The organism is Micropruina sp. (assembly GCF_047607385.1).
GTDB lineage: Bacteria > Actinomycetota > Actinomycetes > Propionibacteriales > Propionibacteriaceae > Micropruina.
On sequence record NZ_JASGDE010000077.1, the window covers coordinates 1 to 14,471 of the forward strand.

Annotated in this window: 17 protein-coding genes; 8 read left to right on the forward strand and 9 right to left on the reverse strand. The window is 70.6% G+C overall.

What is annotated here, in order from left to right:
- Positions 1–674, reverse strand: a 674-nt coding sequence (locus QM582_RS06835) for a rhomboid family intramembrane serine protease (protein WP_415082929.1), incomplete at its 3' end; no start/stop codon positions are given.
- A gap of 39 nt (positions 675–713) precedes the next feature.
- On the opposite strand from QM582_RS06835, the gene QM582_RS06840 reads away from it, so the two are divergent.
- Together QM582_RS06840 and QM582_RS06845 are read left to right on the forward strand one after the other, a co-directional pair.
- On the forward strand, positions 714–1,217 hold the full coding sequence (locus tag QM582_RS06840; protein WP_415082931.1) for an NUDIX hydrolase: 504 nt from the start codon (positions 714–716) through the stop codon (positions 1,215–1,217).
- Positions 1,214–1,615 carry a hypothetical protein gene (locus QM582_RS06845; RefSeq protein ID WP_415082933.1) on the forward strand — a complete coding sequence of 134 codons (402 nt, stop codon included), beginning with the start codon at positions 1,214–1,216 and terminating at the stop codon, positions 1,613–1,615. Before QM582_RS06840 ends, QM582_RS06845 begins: the two co-directional genes overlap by 4 nt.
- Positions 1,616–1,629: 14 nt before the next feature.
- On the opposite strand, the gene QM582_RS06850 is transcribed toward QM582_RS06845, so the two are convergent.
- On the reverse strand, positions 1,630–2,553 hold the full coding sequence (locus tag QM582_RS06850; protein WP_415082935.1) for a hypothetical protein: 924 nt from the start codon (positions 2,551–2,553) through the stop codon (positions 1,630–1,632).
- A gap of 77 nt (positions 2,554–2,630) precedes the next feature.
- Between QM582_RS06850 and QM582_RS06855 the strand changes: the two genes are divergently transcribed.
- Together QM582_RS06855 and QM582_RS06860 are read left to right on the forward strand one after the other, a co-directional pair.
- Positions 2,631–3,830, forward strand: a complete 1,200-nt coding sequence (locus QM582_RS06855; protein WP_415082937.1) for an NAD(P)-dependent oxidoreductase — start codon at positions 2,631–2,633, stop codon at positions 3,828–3,830.
- A 92-nt stretch (positions 3,831–3,922) separates the two neighbouring features.
- On the forward strand, positions 3,923–4,087 hold the full coding sequence (locus QM582_RS06860; protein ID WP_415082939.1) for a hypothetical protein: 165 nt from the start codon (positions 3,923–3,925) through the stop codon (positions 4,085–4,087).
- 4 nt (positions 4,088–4,091) lie between these two features.
- On the opposite strand, the gene QM582_RS06865 is transcribed toward QM582_RS06860, so the two are convergent.
- The 3 genes from QM582_RS06865 to QM582_RS06875 form a co-directional block, all read right to left on the reverse strand.
- Complete coding sequence (locus QM582_RS06865; RefSeq protein ID WP_415082941.1) at positions 4,092–5,426, reverse strand: hypothetical protein; 1,335 nt, start codon at positions 5,424–5,426, stop codon at positions 4,092–4,094.
- A gap of 237 nt (positions 5,427–5,663) precedes the next feature.
- Positions 5,664–5,879 (reverse strand): hypothetical protein, encoded by a 216-nt coding sequence (locus QM582_RS06870; RefSeq protein WP_415082943.1) that lies wholly within the window; start codon positions 5,877–5,879, stop codon positions 5,664–5,666.
- Between the two features lie 726 nt (positions 5,880–6,605).
- Complete coding sequence (locus QM582_RS06875; RefSeq protein ID WP_415082945.1) at positions 6,606–7,034, reverse strand: hypothetical protein; 429 nt, start codon at positions 7,032–7,034, stop codon at positions 6,606–6,608.
- A 60-nt stretch (positions 7,035–7,094) separates the two neighbouring features.
- Between QM582_RS06875 and QM582_RS06880 the strand changes: the two genes are divergently transcribed.
- Together QM582_RS06880 and QM582_RS06885 are read left to right on the forward strand one after the other, a co-directional pair.
- Positions 7,095–7,655, forward strand: coding sequence for a TetR/AcrR family transcriptional regulator (locus tag QM582_RS06880; protein WP_415082947.1), 561 nt, complete (start codon positions 7,095–7,097; stop codon positions 7,653–7,655).
- Between the two features lie 49 nt (positions 7,656–7,704).
- The gene (locus tag QM582_RS06885) at positions 7,705–8,904 is read left to right on the forward strand and encodes an OmpA family protein (RefSeq protein WP_415082959.1); all 1,200 of its coding nucleotides are present in this window, start codon (positions 7,705–7,707) and stop codon (positions 8,902–8,904) included.
- On the opposite strand, the gene QM582_RS06890 is transcribed toward QM582_RS06885, so the two are convergent.
- The 4 genes from QM582_RS06890 to QM582_RS06905 all read right to left on the reverse strand — a co-directional run bounded on the left by QM582_RS06890 (position 8,882) and on the right by QM582_RS06905 (position 11,071).
- Positions 8,882–9,640, reverse strand: coding sequence for an alpha/beta hydrolase (locus tag QM582_RS06890; protein WP_415082949.1), 759 nt, complete (start codon positions 9,638–9,640; stop codon positions 8,882–8,884). The two genes, QM582_RS06885 and QM582_RS06890, sit on opposite strands and share 23 nt — an antisense overlap.
- 69 nt (positions 9,641–9,709) lie before the next feature.
- Positions 9,710–10,138 carry an OsmC family peroxiredoxin gene (locus QM582_RS06895; RefSeq protein ID WP_415082950.1) on the reverse strand — a complete coding sequence of 143 codons (429 nt, stop codon included), beginning with the start codon at positions 10,136–10,138 and terminating at the stop codon, positions 9,710–9,712.
- A 97-nt stretch (positions 10,139–10,235) separates the two neighbouring features.
- Positions 10,236–10,721 (reverse strand): SRPBCC family protein, encoded by a 486-nt coding sequence (locus QM582_RS06900; RefSeq protein WP_415082952.1) that lies wholly within the window; start codon positions 10,719–10,721, stop codon positions 10,236–10,238.
- A 2-nt stretch (positions 10,722–10,723) separates the two neighbouring features.
- Complete coding sequence (locus QM582_RS06905) at positions 10,724–11,071, reverse strand: ArsR/SmtB family transcription factor (protein WP_415082954.1); 348 nt, start codon at positions 11,069–11,071, stop codon at positions 10,724–10,726.
- 239 nt (positions 11,072–11,310) lie between these two features.
- Here QM582_RS06905 and QM582_RS06910 point away from each other — a divergent pair, with 239 nt between their 5' ends.
- The gene (locus QM582_RS06910; protein ID WP_415082955.1) at positions 11,311–12,564 is read left to right on the forward strand and encodes an MFS transporter; all 1,254 of its coding nucleotides are present in this window, start codon (positions 11,311–11,313) and stop codon (positions 12,562–12,564) included.
- Between the two features lie 123 nt (positions 12,565–12,687).
- Positions 12,688–14,471 (forward strand): BTAD domain-containing putative transcriptional regulator (locus tag QM582_RS06915; protein WP_415082957.1); only part of this gene is annotated, 1,784 nt, incomplete at its 3' end.

Here is a 14,471-nt window from a genome sequence, read left to right on the forward strand (position 1 = left end):
GGCCCGGCCGGGTGTCGCCGGCGCGGCAGGGCGAGCGCGGCGCCGGCGGCCAGACCGGCCAGCAGCCCGCCGAGATGTCCCTGCCAGGAGATGTGCGAGCCGCCCACCACGGTGATCACGATGTTGACCGCCAGGAAGACGGCGATCAGCTGGTAGTTGCCGCCGAACCGGCGGGCCAGCACCAGCAGCGCGCCCAGCATGGCGAAGATCGCCCCGGACGCCCCCAGCGCGGTGCTGTCGGGGTCGCTGAGCCACAGCACGGCGGCGGACGCGCCGAGCACGCCGAGGCCGTAGATGGTCAGGAACCGGAGCCGGCCCACCGCCTGTTCCAGCGGCGGCCCGAGGTACCACAGCGCCAGCAGGTTGCCGAGCAGGTGGATCGGGTCGGCGTGGGTGAAGGCGTTGGTCAGCACCTGCCACCAGGCCCCGTCGGCGGCACCGGCCAGCCACACCGTGTCCGGCAGGGTGGCGCAGGCGGCGGCGTCCGAGCCCGGGTAGTAGCGGCCGCTGCCGTCGTCCAGCAGGCACATGCCGAGCGGGCTGATGCCCAGCCGGTTCACCCACAGGCTGGCCCAGCCGCCGGTGGCCAGGATGAGCAGGTAGACCGCGACGTTGCCGCCGATCAGCACCAGCGAGGTGAGCCGTGGGTCGGCCGGCCGGCGCGGGTAGTCCATCGCGTCAGCCTAACCGCGGGTCGCCGCTACGCTGGCCGGGTGCCGGTACCCGACTTCATTCTCGATCTGCGCGCCAAGGTGGGCCACGCCATGCTCTGGCTCTCCGGTGCCACCGCCGTCATCCTGCGCGACGGCGCCGAGGGTCCCGAGGTGCTGCTGGTGCGGCGCAGCGACGACGGCCAGTGGTCGCCGGTGTGCGGCATCGTCGACCCCGGGGAGGACCCCCACGTCGCGGCGATCCGGGAGGCCGCCGAAGAGGCCAGCGTGGTGGTCGAGGTGGAGCGGCTGGCCTGGCTGAACGTCACCGATCCGGTCACCTACGACAACGGCGACGTCACCCAGTACATCGACCACACCTTCCGTTGCCGCTGGGTGGCCGGCGATCCGGTGCCGGGCGACGGCGAGGCCAGCGATGCGCGGTTCTTCCCGGTGACGGCGCTGCCTGCGATGCCGCGCGGCTACGCCGAACGGATCGAGGCCGTGCTGGCCGACCGGGCCGAGACGCTGCTGGGCCGGGACTGGCTGCGGGACGCGCCGGCGTGACCGGGTTCCGGCCGCAGACCCACCTGGAGCAGTTGCTGGTGCGGGCGTTCGACCGCCCCACCGACGCGGCCGCCTACCGAGGGTTCGCGACCGAGCTGATGAACGTGGTGCTCGGCGTGCTGGGCCGCACCGAGCCACACGGCTTCCAGCCGCTGGTGCTCTCCCCGCTGGGTTCTCCGGGGGTGTGCGTGTTCAGCCATCCGTCGCGGTTCGAGACCTTCGGAAGCCGGCTGATGCTGCCCGGGCCCGGCTGGGAGGTGCGTCCGGAGCCGGCTCGGAGACTGTTCGAGTGGGCGGTCGGCAACGAGCTGACCGTGCTGCTCAACCCCGGCAGCGACTACGGCAAGGACTTTCCCGCCTTCGAACTGGACCGGTTCCTGCGCGGTCAGTGGGTGTGACCCGGAGCGGCGGCTCAGCGGCGGCGGGGGCCGATCTCCCAACGGAAACCGACCACGGACTGCTCGATCACCGGCAGCGACCGCCCCACACTCTTCTCCGAATCCAGTTCGACGACGTCGGAGACCGACGGCGGGGCGTCCAGCGCCGGCCACTCGCTCCACCAGACCCGGCGGGGCAGCCGCAGTTGATGGAATTGGACGTTCATCTGGACGTTCTGCAGCCGTCCGATCGCGGCCCGGCGGAACTCCGGCGCCGGCGGCGTCCGGTACCAGAACACCGTCTCGCACTCGACCACCGTGGTCCGGCCCGGCAGCAGCGGCTCGTCCAGCAGGATGTCGACGGCGAACAGGCCGTCGTTGAGGGCGTACGGCTCGCTGCAGCGTCCGCCGCGGACCACCCGGACGGCGGCCGCGTCGGTGTCGAAGATGTACGGGTAGCGCTCCAGCGGGGCGTCGTCGGTGCCGATCTCGTGGACGGTGCGGTGCGACTCCGGCAGCCCGTCCGGGCCGACCCGGTGCCACTCCCGCAGCGACACGGTGTGATGCCGACGAGGGGGCAGCACCCCGGCCTTGACCACCGCCGGGCTGATCACCGCGTCGCCGCTGCGCGCCGAGCCGGCCACCCGGAGCAGGGCGGCGGCGTCGTCGGAGGTCATCGAGAAGGCCTCGATGAACCAGCGCAGGGTGGCCAGGCTCAACGACCGTCCGGCCAGGGCGCGATACACCCGGTCCTTGAGCCGGCGGGGCAGCACCTCGCCCTCGGTGCCCTGCAAGCCGTTGGCCACCAGATAGTCGGCGATCACCTGACAGATGCCGCTCTGGTGCAGGGCATGTGCCTGCCGGCGGCCGATGCGCGCCTCCCAGAGGGGGGAGTACTTCGGATCGAGCATCAACTCCCGCAGTGTTCGGGAGGTTTCCTCGATGGTCTGCCTGTCCAACGGAGCCTTCTTCGGGGTGGTTCTGACTCGAATGGTAGTGGAGACCGTCCCGACCAGGACCTGGATAGGTTGAGCACATGCAGGTACTGATCGCCGACAGCTTCGAATCCGCCGGCCTGGACGCCCTGCGCGCCGCCGGTTGCGAGGTCACCTACCAGCCCGCGGCCAAGGACGCCGCGTTGGTCGAGGCGGTCGCCGCCGCCGCGCCCGACGTGCTGATCGTCCGGTCCACCAAGGTGCCCGAGGACGTGCTGCGCGCCGGCCCGCTGAAGCTGGTGGTGCGGGCCGGTGCCGGCTACAACACCATCGACGTGGCGACCGCGTCCCGGCTGGGCATCTACGTGGCCAACTGCCCGGGCAAGAACTCCGTCGCGGTCGCCGAACTGGCGTTCGGGCTGATCGCCGCGCTCGACCGGCGGATCGCCGACAACGTCGCCGACCTGCGTGCCGGGGTGTGGAACAAAGCGGAGTACGGCAAGGCGCGCGGCCTGTTCGGACGGACCCTGGGGCTGATCGGGCTGGGCGGGATCGGCTCGGCGATGGTGCCGCGGGCGCAGGCCTTCGGCATGCCGGTGGTGGCCTGGAGCCGGAGCCTGACCGACGCCCGGGCGGCCGAGTTGGGCATCGTCCGGGCCGAGTCGCCGCTCGAGGTGGCCGCGCAGGCCGACGTGGTCAGCGTCCACCTGGCGTTGAACGGGGCGACCCGCGGGCTGCTCGGCGCGGACTTCTTCGCCGCGATGCGGCCCGGCGCCTACTTCGTCAACACCGCGCGTGGCGAGGTCATCGATCAGGACGCGCTCGCCGCGGCCGTCCGGGACAAGGGGGTTCGGGCCGGGTTGGACGTCTTCGCCGGCGAGCCGAGCGGCGGCAAGGGCGAGTTCCACCCCGACATCGTGGACCTGCCCGGGGTGTACGGCACCCACCACATCGGGGCGTCCACCGACCAGGCGCAGCAGGCGATCGCCGACGAGGCGGTCCGGATCGTGACGGTGTTCGCGGCCACCGGCGAGGTGCCGAACGTGGTCAACCTGGCCCGGGTGACGCCGGCCGGCCGCACGGTGATCATCCGGCACCTGGACCGTCCCGGCGTGCTGGCCGCCACCCTGGACGCGATCAGCCGCGGCGGCCTGAACGTGCAGGAGATGGAGAACGTGGTGTTCTCCGGCGGCGAGGCGGCGGTGGCCCGGATCAACCTGGAAGGCACCCTGACCGACGCGGTGGTGCAGGCCATCCGGGCCAACGACAGCGTGCTCGACGTCCAGGTGATCGCGCTCTGAGCGGTCCACCCCGGCGGGGGTGGTGAGGCGGCGGACGTCCCGCGCAGAATCGAAGGATCTGCCGAAGTCAGCCGACGTCGAAGGAGACGATCATGACCAACCAGCCGATCATCCCGCCCGTCGAGAGCGTCGTCGACGCCGAGCAGCCGGAGTCGGCTCCCACGCCCGATCAGCCGGACGAGGGCCTGATCATCCAGGACACCCCGGTGATCGACGCCACCCAGCTCGACACCGAGGTGGGGACGCCCGAGAACTGATCGGTCAGCCGTCCGGTCGGTGGTCCGTTTCCCACAGGTACTGGTCCAGGGCGCGTTGGTAGTGGTTGCCGTGGCCGAGTTTCCGGGTGCCGTGTGGGGTGACGCGGTATTGGTAGCCGGCGGGTGACTTCCAGTAGAAGATCCCTGGTTTGGGTTGGTCGAGGTGCCAGTTGCCGTGAGTCTTGCCGCGGTGAGCCTTGGTCGAGAGTGGGCCGAGGTTGGCGGCCCGGGTCTGACCAGGTGGCCCGTTGTCTGTGTAGGGGACGGTGTGGTCCAGCTGACAGCTGCGGGCTGTGCGGGCCGAGTAGGGAAAGATCTCGACGCTGTCGCGCAGCATGATGCGTTCGCGCAGGCCGGCGGGGATTTCGTAGTGGTCGACGCCGTAGTTGTCGTAGGGGCGGATCACCGGGACCGCTTTGATGCGGCAGTGCCCGACCAGGTGGCTGAGCATGGTGACGGCCAGCGGACCGATGCCTTCGAGGCGGCAGATGCCGTGCCCGGTCATGACGGCTTCCTCGGCGAGGTGGATGTACATGCGGGCGGTGGGTAGCAGGCGTGGGTCGTCGGCTTTCACGGTGCCGTCGGTGTAGCCGGCTGCTTCGGCGAGCATCAGGGCGGCCCGGGCTGGGGTGGCGAGGATGCCGATCGCTTTGGCTCGTCGGTGGTCTTTGGTGTCGGTGTCGCCTTGGTTGGCGAGGATGTCAGCGATGCGGTCGATCATGGCGTCGAAGAAGATGCCGTCGGCGGTGTCGATGCGGGCGGCGAGTTGCCCGATGGCGGTGTCGTCGGTGGGGAAGAGTCGCACGTAGCGGTCTTCGCGTGCCTTGGTGGAGGCGGCTTCGGCCTTGGTGGGGGCGATGCTGGCGATCAGGCCGCGGGCTCGTTGGAGTAGTCGCCGCCAGGACACCGCGCCGAGTGCGGGCCGGAGTCGGGTGTCGAGTTCGCGGGCTTCGTCGAAGGACAGGTCGTGGCTGGCGACCTCGTCGGCCAGCGCACGGGCGCGGAACACCGGAATGGTGCCGTCGAGGGTCTTCGCCCACAGCATCGGGTGGCGGGCTTGCAGGTTCACGATGTCACGGATCAGCCAGGTGGCGGCCGTGACCGAGATCGACTTGAGCGCAGCCACTTCCAGCGCGAGGAACTCGTCGACCAGTCGGGTGCCGTCAGCGCCGATGCGGATCGGCCGGGAGCCGACCATGTCGTACTCGGAATCAGCCGTCCAGGACTGCTCCGCGGCCAGGTCGGCGATCGCGACCGCTTCGTCGATCTCGGCCTGGATCCGTGCCGTCGACGCAAGCCGCAGCCGTTCGGCTGCGGGAAGAGTCGGGGTGCTGTTCACATGTTCGATTATAGTTGCCATACCGCTCGTAGCAAGGGGGGAGTGCGTATCTGTGGATAACTAAATCTGTTGCGTCGCGATGGCCTGGCGCGTCGTTGCGATGGGTGCCGAGTATCAATCGGGGTGTTGATCGCGCGACGGTTGGTCGAGCTTGTCGATCTGCCGCAAGTGTGACGACGCTGAAGGTTGCGGCACGGTCGGGCAGTGGCGCGGTCGACGCATTGGCTCTGTGATACGTCAGGTGAGCCTGAAGCTGGACATCGGCTTCGCCATCGGTTGGGACACGACGATGGGGCCTGTGCGTGCGGCGGCGCTCAGCTCGACCAGTCCTCTGTCCGCAGCTAGTCGGATGACCTTAAGGGTGGCGATGGTCGCGACTGCGGCTTGGCCGTAGACGACGACCGCAGCGAAGAACCGCATGTCGAGGCTGATGTCGAGGGCTGCCTGCGACACGTCCGGTTTGGCATGTACAAGGTCTCCGTAGAGCCAGCCTGAGCTAGTTCGATGTCGGCGACGGCTGGGGCGCCATCGCGGGCTTCCCCGAGTTGGAAGGCCAGCATCGTGGAACCTGTGGCTCGTTCCCATATGCCTCGGACCGTCTCACGTTGCTTCGTCAGCTCGGGGTCGTGCCGGACGAACGCACCGAGAGCCGCGAGTACCCGCTTGTAGTGCAGCCCGTCATTCTCCAGCAGAAGCGGCCGGATGTGGGCGGCGAGTGACTCGAACGCCTCCTCGGGCGGGGTGTCGAACCGGATCTCGCCCGGCCCTTCGCCGCCCGGCGTTATGTTGACCGAGCCGTATGCCCATGTGGCGAATTGCTGTGGATCGGCAAGCAGCGAATGTGCTGCGATCCGACGGGCTCGCATCACGAACCTGTCGAGGGTGTCGCGGTAGCCGTCCAGCACGTGTCCAGGAATCTCGCTCATGTCAGGCGGCGGGGTTGAAGCATGGGGGACGCCCGATGGACGTGAGCCTTTGTGGGTAGTCGTCGAGCCGAAACAGTACATCGTTGGAAACGATCGGGGCGGCACGTCTGCCGACCTTCAGCATCCGCACGAAGTGAGCCGGGAGTGAGCAACTCGGTCGTACGGGTCTCAGTCGTCTCCTGGTCGATCTTGCTGCGGAGCGAGCCGATGATCACCGTTCGCAGCGTAGTGCGGGTCCCCGTGGCCGGCACACTCAGCCGGCCACGGTGGCGGCGATGCAGATCGCCAGCATGGAGAACCAGGCGAGCGCGCCGACCAGGGCGTGCAGGGCGGGGGCGGGGCGCCGGAAGCTCAGCACGTCGCCGCCGACGGCCAGGTAGTGCGGCCGCGCCGTGCCGGGGTACCGGGCCCGGTACGAGACGAACATCAGCAGGTCGCCGAAGACCTGTCCGACGGTGAGCACCGCGAAGGCGACCCAGGCGACCGCTGCCGCGCCGGTGACCAGGAACGCGACCCAGGTCGCGATGCCGATCAGCTGGAGGCTGAGGTGAGCGGCGATCTTCGCCGCCGGGAGGCGTCCGGAGCCGCGATGCCGCAGCCAGCCCAGCAGCGCGGTGAGGCCGAGCCCGGCGGCGACCAGCAGCAGGGCGAGGTCGGCGAGCGCGAGCGCGGCAACGGGCATGACGTGACGATACTACGGATGTAGTGAAATGTAACTACGAATGTAGTTAGAATGGCCGCCATGGCATCCAACCGGCAGCGGGCGCTGCGTGCCGCGATCGAGATCCTCGCCGCCGAGGGCGTCCGGGCGCTCACCCATCGGCGGGTGGACGAGGTGGCCGGCCTGCCCGAGGGGTCCACCTCGAATGCCTTCCGCACCCGGGCCGCCCTGCTGATCGGTATCACCGAACAGATGGTCGCCGACGAGTTGCGGGTGGTCGCGGAGTCCCCGCCCGGCGCGTCCCCGGAGCAGCTCGCCGAATCGCTGGTGTCGCTCTTCCAGCGGCTCACCGGGCCGTTGCGCGGCCAGACCGCCGCCCGGCTCGCGTTGTTCGTCGAGGCGGGCCACGACGAAGCGATCCGCACCGTCCTGCGCGGTGCCCGGTCCACGGTGGTCGGCCCGATCCGGTCCGCCTTCGTCGCGGTGGACGCCGCCGATCCCGACCTGGCCGTGGATCTGGTCACCGCCTGCTTCGAGGGGCTGTTCCTGCAGGTGGTCGGGCTGGGTGTCGACCTCGACCCGCGCCCGGTCATCACCAGCGTGGTGCGGGCGGCAATCGGCCGAACGGCGCCGATCGGGTGAGCCCCGGGGATTACCATGTGGCTTTCGCTCCGGGAGGTCCTTCGTGCGCATGTCCGTCCGCGCTCGCGTCATGCCGGTCTGGGTGTCGTCATTGGCCGCGGTCGTCCTGATCGCGGGATGCACCGGGTCTCCGGATCCGAGCCCGCCGCCGGCACCGTCTTCGTCCAGCACGCCCACCGCGTCCGCGTCGAGCACGCCGTCCGCGTCGAGCACGCCGAGCGCGTCCACCCCGTCCGGATCGGAGGCGGCCACCTTCGGGGTCGACCCGGCGGTGGTCGCCGAGGTCCGCGCGCTGTGTGCCCCGGGTCCCGGCAAGACGGTCACGAAGCTCCCCGCCGTCACCATTCCGGCCCTGAGCTGGCCCGGTGTCTCGGTGCCCGAACAGCGGGTGGGCAGCAAGGTGTTGCCGGCCGTCGAGGTTCCGGCGATCGACCGGCCCGCCACCACAGCCGAGAGCGGCTGCCTGGTCACCTTCGACGCGCCTGCCGGCTGCCTACCCGCCGGCGCCATCTCCGCCGGATGGATCCCCGGCTATCGCATCGAGGGATTCACCTTCTCCGACGTCCAGGGCAGGCCGGTCAACGTCGAGGCACTGGAGCTCCCGGCGAACGTCGTGCCCGGGGTCCGTGTCGAACAGACCTGCCAGGTGGAGACCGGCGGCCAGTACGTGGGGGCGATCTACCGGCGCGCCATCTACCGCCGCGCCATCTACTTGCGGGCGGCCTACCGGCGCAGCGTCTACCGGGGCGCCGTGGTCAGCGGCGGTGAGTCCGCCCAGCCGGTGACCGTTCCCGGCCTGAGCGTTCCCGGGGTCAGCCTGCCGGGGGCGAGTCTCCCGGGGAAGTCGCTGCCCGGACGCCGGGTCGGCAAGGACGTGACCGCCACCGGGGACGACACGGTGGTGGCCTACACCGCCTCCGACACCGTGCTGTTCGAGTACAACAAGGCGGTTCTCCGGTCGGCGGCCGCGCGGACGCTGAACGCCATCCTGGCCGACGCCCGCGGCAAGGGGCTCACCGGCAAGGTCAGGGTCGAGGGCCACACCGACAACACCGGCGACAAGGCCGCCAACCAGCGGCTGTCGGAGGCTCGGGCCCAGGCCGTGGCGGACTATCTCGTCACGAAGGGAATCGCCGCCGATCGGATCACCGTGACCGGACGCGGTGAGACCGTGCCCGCCTACCCCAACGACACCGCCAAGAACCGCGCGAAGAACCGCCGGGTGGTCATCGAGTTCCGCCAGCAGTGAGCACCCGCTCGATGAACTCCACCGACTCGGTGAAGATCAGTTCGGCATCGTTGTCCATGGTGGCGACGTGGTAGGAGTCCTCCAGCATCACCTGGGTGACGTCGCTGGAGCCCACCCGGTTCAGGAAGGTCTGCCAGGAGATCGGCGGGATCACGTGGTCCTCGCGCGAGGTGAACAGCAGCACCGGCAGCCGTAGCTGGGGCAGGTCTTCGACCACAATCCGCCACAGCCGGGTCTGGCTGTACATCGCCTGCAGCGGGTTGCGGTCGTAGGCCAGCTCGACCACGCCCGGCTTCTTGATGTCGCCGGCGATGCCGCCCAGCGAGGGAATCAGGTGCCGCAGCACCGGCAGCACCTTCAGTGCGGGGTTGGTGTGCGCGAAGATCGGGTTGACCAGCACCAGCCCGGCCAGATCCGGCTTCTCCTGCGCCAGCTTGGTGGACAGCAGCCCGCCCATCGACAGCCCGCAGGCGAACACCGTGCTGCACCGGTCGGCCAGTTGCTGGTAGGCGACCTCGAGCTCGCCGTACCAGTCCTGCCAGGTGGTGGCGTTCAGATCGCGCCAGTGCGTGCCCATGCCGGGCAGCAGCGGCACCCGCACCGAGTAGCCGGCCGCGATCAGGTGCTCGGCCCAGCCGCGCATCGACTGCGGAGTGCTGGGGTAGCCGTGGCACAGCACCACGCCGACCTCCGAGCCGTCCGCACTGATCGGTTCCGCCCCCGGCATGATCGTCATGGCGCCATCATGGCGCACCGGACGCGAAAGCCGGCGGCATCGACTCGATGCCGCCGGCTCGGCGTCCGCTCAGGAGACGAACGTGGCGTTCAGGGTGATCGGGATGCTGGCCAGTGCCGCCGACACCGGGCAGCCGGTCTTGGCGCCCTCGGCGAACTTCAGGAACTCCTCCTCGGTCAGCCCGGGCACCTTGGCCACCACGGTCAGCTCGCTGCCGGTGATGCCCTGGCCGGGCTGGAAGCCGACCACGGCCTTGGTGTCGACCGACTCGGCCGGGGTGCCGTTGCCGGCGAGGGCGTGCGACAGGGCCATCGAGTAGCAGGCCGCGTGGGCCGCCGCGATCAGCTCTTCGGGGTTGGTGGTGCCGGCGCCGGATTCGGCCCGCTTCGCCCACTTGAGGTCGAAGTGCGCGACGCCCGAGGTGACCAGGTCGACGCTGCCGGCACCCTCGATCAGGCTGCCTTCCCAGTGGGCCTGGGCAGTGCTCTGCGTTGCCATCAAGCTGCTCCTTTGTTCGGAATCGGACGGACGGACGCCCGCCTGTCGTCCCCAGGCTAGGCCGTGGGGACGACAGGGGCGAGCGTCCGTCCGGGGCTCAGGCGGCGAGCAGGGCGTCGATCTGACCCAGGGACGCGGTGGCGCCCTCGATCATCCCCATGTCGAGCACCTGCTGCAGGCCCTCGGCGCTGGGGTAGATCGCCAGGTAGGTGGCCCGGGTGCCGCCCTCGTGCGCGGCGAACGAATAGACGTTCTGCGATTCCGGCAGGTCGGTGTTCGGGTTGAACTCCTGGTCGGCGAATCCGTCGGCGAAGCTGAACGAATCCGGCTCGGAGACCTCGGTGATCCGCCAGTAGCCGCAGAACTTCTGACCGTCGGGGCCGGTCATGTAGTAGTTCATCCGGCCGCCGGGGCGCAGGTCGTGGTCGACGAAGGTCGCCGGGTACCCCGGCGGTCCCCAGACCTGCTCCAGTTGGCGCGGGTCGGCGTAGATCTGCCAGACCCGGGCCACCGGGGCGGCGAAGTCGGCGACGATGGTCAGGGATAGGGCATCGAGGTCGGTTGTGACGTCGACAACAGGCATGGTCACTCCTTGAGTTGGTCGAGTAGGTCGTCGATCCGGGAGATCCGGCCGCGCCAGACCCCTTCGAGTTCGGTCAGCAGTCGTCCGGCCGAACGCACCACCTGCACGTCGCCGCTGGCCAGGGCCTCGCGGCCCTGCCGACGCTTGGTCAGCAGGCCCGCGCGCTCCAGCACCGCGACGTGCTTCTGGACGGCGGCGAAGCTCATCGGATAGCCGGCCGCCAGCGTGCTGATCGAGCACTCGCCGGCCAGCACGCGGCGCAGGATGTCGCGCCGGGTGCGGTCGGAGAGTGCGTGGAACAGGGCGTCCGCCCGGTCCTCGTCGTCCTCGATCACCAGCTCAACATACAACCAAATGGTTGTATGTTGTCAACCCTCGACCCCCCGTTTACGTGCTGTTTATCCGCGGCCGGCAGAGTGATCGGTAATCCTGAAGCGGAGCCGCGACGGGGGCGTCGCGGCAACGGGGGTCTCGGAACGCGCGGGAGATCGTCGAGGTGGGGAGTCGTGCGGGGGTTCGACTCCTCACTATCGACAGTCGGCGCCCACCAGGGGCGTAGCATGGGCGCCGATGAGAACGGCCGGCAGCGATGACTGAGAGCGACGCCGGCGACCCGATCGAACCCATCAGCACCTTCGCCTCGTTGGGGGTGCCCAATTACCGCCTGCTGTTTCTGGGCTCTTTGACCTCGAACGTCGGCACCTGGATGGCTCGGGTCGCCCAGGACTGGCTGGTGCTCACCCAGCTCACCGATCACTCGGCAACCGACCTCGGCTACATCACCGCACTGCAGTTCGCCCCCGGTGTGCTGATCTCGCCGGTCGCCGGCGCCGTCGCCGACCGATTCGGCAAGCGCCGGATCATGATGATCACCCAGTCCGGGACGGCGCTGGTGTTCGCCGTGCTGACCGCGCTGGTCGCTACAGGAACCGTCGAGCTGTGGCACGTCTACGCCAGCGCGACAGTCGCCGGGGTGCTGTGGGGCTTCGACGCTCCGGCCCGGCAGGCCTTCGTCTCCGAGGTGGTCCCGGATCGGCTGCTGAGCAACGCGGTGGGGTTGAACAGCGCGTCCTTCAACGGTGCCCGGCTGCTCGGACCGGCCATCGCCGGGGTGATGATCGCCTGGGTGGGCATCTGGCCGGTGTTCGCGATCAACACGGTGAGCTTCGTGGCCGTGCTGCTCGGGCTGTTCCTGATGCGGGCGGACCAGCTGCATCCGGCGCCGGTCCGACGCGGCCGCGGCGCGATTCGCGAAGGGCTGGCCTATGTCGCTCGCCGGCCCGACCTGCAGCTGGTGCTGTTCTGCATCTTCATGCTGGGCACCTTCGGGCTGAACTTCCAGATCACCAACGCGCTGATGGCCACCAAGGTGTTCGGCGTCGGCCCCGAGGGCTACGGGCTGCTCGGCTCGGTGATGGCCTCCGGCACGCTGGCCGCCGCGCTGCTGGCGGCCCGCCGCCGGCGTCCCCGGATGCGGCTGCTGGTGGGCGCGCTGGCCGCTTTCGCGGTCTTCACCACCGCACTGGCGCTGGCCCCCAGCTACTGGCTCTTCACGCTGCTGCTGGTGCCGGTCGGGTTGACCTCGCTGACGGTGATGACGGCCGCCAACACCACGGTGCAGCTGACCACCGCGCCCGAGATGCGCGGCCGGGTGATGAGCCTGTACATGGCCATCTTCAACGGCGGGACGCCGCTGGGTGCGCCGCTGATCGGCTGGGTCGGGGACGCCTGGGGGCCGCGCTGGACACTGCTGATCGGGGCCATCGCCACCGGCGCGGCGGCGATCGTGGCCGCGGTCTACCTGTGGAACCGGCTCGGACGCCCGTCCCGGCTGCCTGCCTGACCACGGCGTTTACCGCCGGTTTATCCGGGCTGGGCAAAGTCGCGCAGTCTGAACAGGAGATGCCCATGGCGCGGTTCGAGTGGCTAGGGTGCAAGGTAGATTCCTGCACCCCCTGGAGGCCCGATGGCTGCGGTCGAGTTCCGCGTGCTCGGCCCCGTGGGTTTGACGGTGGACTCCGAGCCGCGGCGGCTGCGTCCGATGGAAGTCACCGTGCTCGCGGTGCTGCTGGCCGACCCCAACCGTCCGATCACCCTGGACGCGCTGATCGACCGGGTCTGGCGGGGCAGTCCGCCACGGACCGCGAGCACCGCGATCCGGGTGCACGTCGACCGGCTGCGCGCGGCGATGCGCCGGCAGGACGTCTCCCGGCTGGTGTCGGTGTCCGGCGGCTACCGGCTGGTGGTGGAACCGGGCGAGTTGGACGCGCAGCGCTTCGAGGACGCGCTGCGGCGGGGCCGGGAACTGGCGGCCCAGGATCCACCGGCGGCGGCCGCGCTGTTGCGCGGCGCATTGGCGGAGTGGCACGGCACCCCGTTCGGGGCGATCGAGGGCATCGAATCGATCACCGTGAGCCGTAGCTACCTGGAGAGCCGGCGCGCGGAACTGTTGGGGGAACTCGCCGAGGTCGAGCTGGCCGCCGGCCGGCATGCCGCGGTGGTGGCCGACCTGCGGCGCTGGTGCGCGGAGTTCCCGGAATCGGAGGCGCTGGCGTCCTGCCTGGTGATCGCGCTGTATCGCAGCGGCGACCAGGTGGCGGCGCTGGAGGAGTGCCGGGCCTTCATCGACCGGTTCTCCGCTGACTACGGCCTGGACGCCGGGCGGGCGTTCCGGCGGCTGGAGACCGACCTGCTCAATCAGCATCCCCGGCTCGACCCGCCCGCGCAGCTGGCCGCCGTCCCGGAACCGGTCCCGATCGGACGCCGGGACCTGATCGACTCGATCACCCGGCTGCTGACCGCGAGCCGGCCGCCCCGGCTGATCGCGCTGGCCGGGCCGCCCGGCATCGGGGTCAGCGCGGTGCTCGGCCACCTCGCCGGCACCCTGCCCGGCGCCGTGCTGCTCTCGCCGGGATCGGCGGCGCCCACCGACCTCGCCGCCGCGCTCGGCGTCTCGTTGAGCGGACGCTCGGCGGGCGACCATGCGACCGCGCTGGCCGGTGAACTGGGCCGTCCCGGGCGGGTGCTGCTGATCGACGACGTGGACGCCCTGGCTCCCGACACCGCCGACTTCCTGCGGGCGCTGGTGCGCTTTCCCGGCATCTGTCCGCTGGTCACCGGCGGCCGGCTGCGTCCGCTGGCGGAGCATCCGCTGCTCAGTGACGGCTGGATCCCGGCCGCCGACTGCGTCGCCCTCGAGGTGCGTCCGCTGGACGACGGCGCCGCCCGGGCGCTGGTCGAATCGCTGCTGTCGCGCACCTTCCCCGGGCGGGAGGCGCTGGTCGACAAGGTGGTCGCCTCGGCCGGCGGCGACCCGTTCCTGCTGGCCGCGCTGGCCCGGGAGGCCGAGGCCACCGGGCAGTGGGCCGACGCCCCGGCCAGCCTGGAGGAGTTCGTCCGGCGGGCGCTGGCGGCGCTGCCCGAGGACTGCGCCGACCTGCTCGTGCTGGCCGCACTGGATCCCCCCGAGGATCTGGACCTGCCGCTGCTGCGGGAGGCGCTCGGGCTGAGCGCCGAGGCCGCCGGCGCGCTCGCCGAGGCGGCGCTGGCCGCCGGGTTGCTGGTCGAATCGGCCGCCGGCCTGCGCTTCCGGCATCGCGGCGTCAAGGAGGTGCTGGCCCGCCGGCAGCCGGCGCCTGCGCTGCACCGGCGGCTGATCGAGCTGCTCGCCGCCCGGCCGGACCCGGACGTGCCACGGCTGGCGCACCATGCCCGGCACCTGCCCGGAGCCGACCAGCAGGCGGCCGCGTA

What these genes read in the sequence shown, in the direction of transcription:
- QM582_RS06900 (WP_415082952.1), bottom strand. Translation starts at nt 10,721, where the DNA reads ATGCCTGTTGTCGACGTCACAACCGACCTCGATGCCCTATCCCTGACC.
- QM582_RS06855 (WP_415082937.1), top strand. Translation starts at nt 2,631, where the DNA reads ATGCAGGTACTGATCGCCGACAGCTTCGAATCCGCCGGCCTGGACGCC.
- QM582_RS06875 (WP_415082945.1), bottom strand. Translation starts at nt 7,034, where the DNA reads ATGCCCGTTGCCGCGCTCGCGCTCGCCGACCTCGCCCTGCTGCTGGTC.
- QM582_RS06910 (WP_415082955.1), top strand. Translation starts at nt 11,311, where the DNA reads ATGACTGAGAGCGACGCCGGCGACCCGATCGAACCCATCAGCACCTTC.
- QM582_RS06885 (WP_415082959.1), top strand. Translation starts at nt 7,705, where the DNA reads ATGTCCGTCCGCGCTCGCGTCATGCCGGTCTGGGTGTCGTCATTGGCC.
- QM582_RS06895 (WP_415082950.1), bottom strand. Translation starts at nt 10,138, where the DNA reads ATGGCAACGCAGAGCACTGCCCAGGCCCACTGGGAAGGCAGCCTGATC.
- QM582_RS06860 (WP_415082939.1), top strand. Translation starts at nt 3,923, where the DNA reads ATGACCAACCAGCCGATCATCCCGCCCGTCGAGAGCGTCGTCGACGCC.
- QM582_RS06890 (WP_415082949.1), bottom strand. Translation starts at nt 9,640, where the DNA reads ATGACGATCATGCCGGGGGCGGAACCGATCAGTGCGGACGGCTCGGAG.
- QM582_RS06880 (WP_415082947.1), top strand. Translation starts at nt 7,095, where the DNA reads ATGGCATCCAACCGGCAGCGGGCGCTGCGTGCCGCGATCGAGATCCTC.